Here is a 3401-nt window from a genome sequence, read left to right on the forward strand (position 1 = left end):
GCGGTCCGCTGCTCGCCGACGGCGGCGAACGGCACGGCTACGACGCGGTGTTCACCGTCAGCGCGTGCGTCGCGGCGCTCGGCGTGCTAATCCTGCTGACGTTCGATCAAGTACGGTGCCTGGTGGACGATTTCGCTCCGGACACCGAGCGCCGCCAGCGCCCGGGCGGCGCTCACGCCGAGCACCCCGCCGCCGATCACCACCGCCCGCCGGGCGCCGACGGCCTCCTCGGCCAGCCGGGCGCAGTCCTCCAGCGTGCGCAGCGTGTGCACGCCCTCGACCAGCCCGTACCCGTCGGTGCGGCGCAGTCCGCGCACCGGCGGCAGCACCGGGTTGGCGCCGGTGGCGAGCACCAGCTCGTCCCAGACCTCGACGGTGCCGTCGGCCAGCCGCAGGGTCCGCGCCGCGGTGTCCAGCGCGACCACCTCGCTGCCCGTCCTGACCCCGGCCCCGCCCAGCGGCAGCGCGATCGACTCGGCGTCGTAGCGCCCGGTCAGCACCTCCGCGAGCAGCACCCGGTTGTAGGGGGCGCGCGGTTCCGCGCCGTACACGGTGACCTCGCCCGGCCCGCCGAGCGCGCCGTACCGCTCGGCGAAGCGGGCGGCCGCCATGCCACCGCCGACCACGGCGATCCTCGGGGTCACGGCGCGACCTCCTGGCGGGCGGGCGCCGTGCTGACCGACTCCGCGACAGCCGACTCCGTACCCGCCGGCTCCACCCGGACGGCGCAGAGCTTGAACTCCGGCATCCGGGAGACCGGGTCGAGCGCCGGGTTGGTGAGGCTGTTGGCCCGACCGGCGCCCGCCCAGTGGAAGGGCATGAAGACGGTGTCCGGCCGGATCGCGTCGGTCACCCGGGCCGGGGCGACGGCGCGACCGCGCCGACTGGTGACGGCCACCGGCTCGCCGTCGGCGATCCCGAGCCGCTCGGCGAGCCTCGGGTGCAGTTCGACGTACGGACCGGGGGCGGCCGCGTTCAGTTCGGCGACCCGGCGGGTCTGCGCGCCGCTCTGGTACTGGGCGAGCACCCGGCCGGTGGTCAGGTACAGCGGGAAGTCCTCGTCCGGTTCCTCGCCGGCCGGGCGGTGGGTGACGGCGGCGAACCGGGCGCGGCCGTCGGGGGTGGCGAAGCGGTCCAGGAAGAGCCGGGGGGTGCCCGGGTGGTCCGGGGTCGGGCAGGGCCAGAACACCCCGTCCTCGGCGGCGATCCGGTCGTAGCTGATGCCCGCGTAGTCGGCGTCGCCGCCGGCCGAGGCGCGGCGCAGTTCCTCGAAGGCCTGCTCGGCCGCGACCGGGAACCCGCTGGACACCTCCAGCCGGGCGGCCAGTTCGCGCAGCACCCACAGCTCGCTGCGCACGCCCTCGGGCGGGTCGAGCGCGCGGCGGCGCATGATCACCCGGCCCTCCAGGTTGGTGGTGGTGCCGTCCTCCTCGGCCCACTGGGTGACCGGCAGCACCACGTCCGCGAGCCGCGCGGTCTCGGAGAGCACCACGTCGGCGACCACCAGCAGGTCCAACGCGCGCAGCCGTTCCGTGACGTGCCCGGCGTTCGGCGCGGACACCGCCGGGTTGGAGCCGGCCAGCAACAGCGCCCGGACGCCGCCGGGGCGGCCGAGGCCGTCCAGCAGCTCGTACGCGGACACGCCGGGCCCGGGCAGGCTCTCGGCGGGGACGCCCCAGACGGCGGCGACGTGCTCGCGCGCCGCCGGGTCCTCGATCGAGCGGTAGCCGGGCAGTTGGTCGGCCTTCTGGCCGTGCTCGCGCCCGCCCTGGCCGTTGCCCTGGCCGGTCAGGCAGCCGTAACCGCTGTACGGGCGGCCGGCCTTGCCGGTGGCCAGGCAGAGGTCGATCCAGGCGCCGACGGTGTCGGTGCCCTTGCTCTGCTGCTCCGGGCCGCGCGCGGTGAGCACCATGCCGGTGGCCGCCCGGCCGAACAGGCCTGCCGCCTCGCGTAGTTGGTGGGCCGGGACGCCGGTGATCCGCTCCACCCGGTCGGGCCAGTGGGCCATCGCCGCCTCGCGCGCCCGCTCGAAGCCCGAGGTCCGCCGGTCGACGAACTCCCGGTCCACCAGGCCGTCGGCGATCACCAGGTGCAGCAGGCCGAGGGCGAGCGCCAGGTCCCCGCCGGGGCGGGGCTGGAGGTGCAGGTCGGCCAGTTCGGCGGTGCGGGTGCGGCGCGGGTCGACCACGATCAACCGGCCGCCGTTCTCCCGCAGTTCGCGGAAGTAGCGGACGGCGGGCGGCATCGTCTCGGCCGGGTTGCCGCCGACCAGGATCAGGCAGCCGGTGTGCGGGATGTCGGCGAGCGGGAACGGCAAGCCGCGGTCCAGGCCGAAGGCCCGGCGGTGCGCGGCGGCGGCCGAGGACATGCAGAACCGGCCGTTGTAGTCGATGTTGGCGGTGCCCAGCACGACCCGGGCGAACTTGCCCAGCAGGTACGCCTTCTCGTTGGTCAGCCCGCCGCCGCCGAACACGCCGACCGCGTCCGGCCCGTGCTCCGCCCGTACCCCGGCCAGCCCGGCGGCCACCCGGTCCAGCGCCTCCGGCCAGCCGGCCGAGCGCAGCGGCCCGCCGGGGCGGTCGCGCAGCAGCGGGCCGGTCAGCCGGACGTCCCGGGCGAGCAGCGCGGGCGCCGAGCGGCCCTTGCCGCAGAGCGCGCCGCGGTTCACCGGGAAGTCGGGGCGCTCCAGCACCTCGGCGGGCAGGTCGGTACCCGGCGCCAGCCGCATCCCGCACTGCAGCGAGCAGTACGGGCAGTGGGTGTCGGTGGCGGCCACGGCGGCGGTCGGTGTCATGCCGAGAAAGTTCGCCGCCCGCTGTTTCGCGCCCGGGTCGCCGGTGTTGCGGGCGCGGTACACCTCGCTCACGCTGCCCGGGCCACGGGGTGCGCGGTCGGACATCTGCCGTAACCTCGGCGCCGCCTTCGCTTACCGGCAGGTGACGGACGGGCAATGCCGCCGTAACACGCGCGGCGGAGGGTGACCGGCATGGCAACCCTCACCCAGCCGGGGCCCCTCACCGGCTACACCGTCGGCGTCACCGCCGCGCGCCGCCGCGAGGAGCTGACCGCGCTGCTCACCCGGCGCGGCGCCCAGGTGGTCGAGGCCCCGGTGCTGCGCATCCTGCCGCTCGCCGACGACCTCGCGCTGCGCGAGGCCACCGAGCGCTGCCTGGCCGGCCCGCTGGACTACGTGGTGGCCACCACCGGGGTCGGCTGGCGCGGCTGGATGAGCGCCGCCGAGGGCTGGGGCCGGGGCGCCGTGCTCGCCGAGGCCTGCCGCGGCGCGGTGGTGCTCAGCCGCGGCCCCAAGGCCACCGGGGCTGATCCGGGTGGTGACCGTCCCGAAGGCGTACGAGACGCCCAACGGGACCAAGTTCAAGGCCCGCGCCAACCACTACTCT

At 76.3% G+C, this 3401-nt stretch carries 3 protein-coding genes; 1 reads left to right on the forward strand and 2 read right to left on the reverse strand.

The genetic code is table 11. The annotated features are described in order from the left end of the window. Positions 1-86: 86 nt before the first annotated feature. A complete protein-coding gene (locus ABZW03_RS38795; RefSeq protein WP_355269275.1) occupies positions 87-644 on the reverse strand; it encodes an FAD-dependent oxidoreductase in 558 nt (185 codons plus the stop codon). Continuing rightward, on the reverse strand, positions 641-2794 hold the full coding sequence (locus ABZW03_RS38800; RefSeq protein WP_355269279.1) for a molybdopterin oxidoreductase family protein: 2154 nt from the start codon (positions 2792-2794) through the stop codon (positions 641-643). Before ABZW03_RS38800 ends, ABZW03_RS38795 begins: the two co-directional genes overlap by 4 nt. Positions 2795-2986: 192 nt before the next feature. Here ABZW03_RS38800 and ABZW03_RS38805 point away from each other — a divergent pair. After that, positions 2987-3401 (forward strand): uroporphyrinogen-III synthase (locus ABZW03_RS38805; RefSeq protein ID WP_355269277.1); only part of this gene is annotated, 415 nt, incomplete at its 3' end.

The organism is Kitasatospora sp. NPDC004799, assembly GCF_040609095.1.
Taxonomy (GTDB): Bacteria; Actinomycetota; Actinomycetes; order Streptomycetales; family Streptomycetaceae; genus Kitasatospora.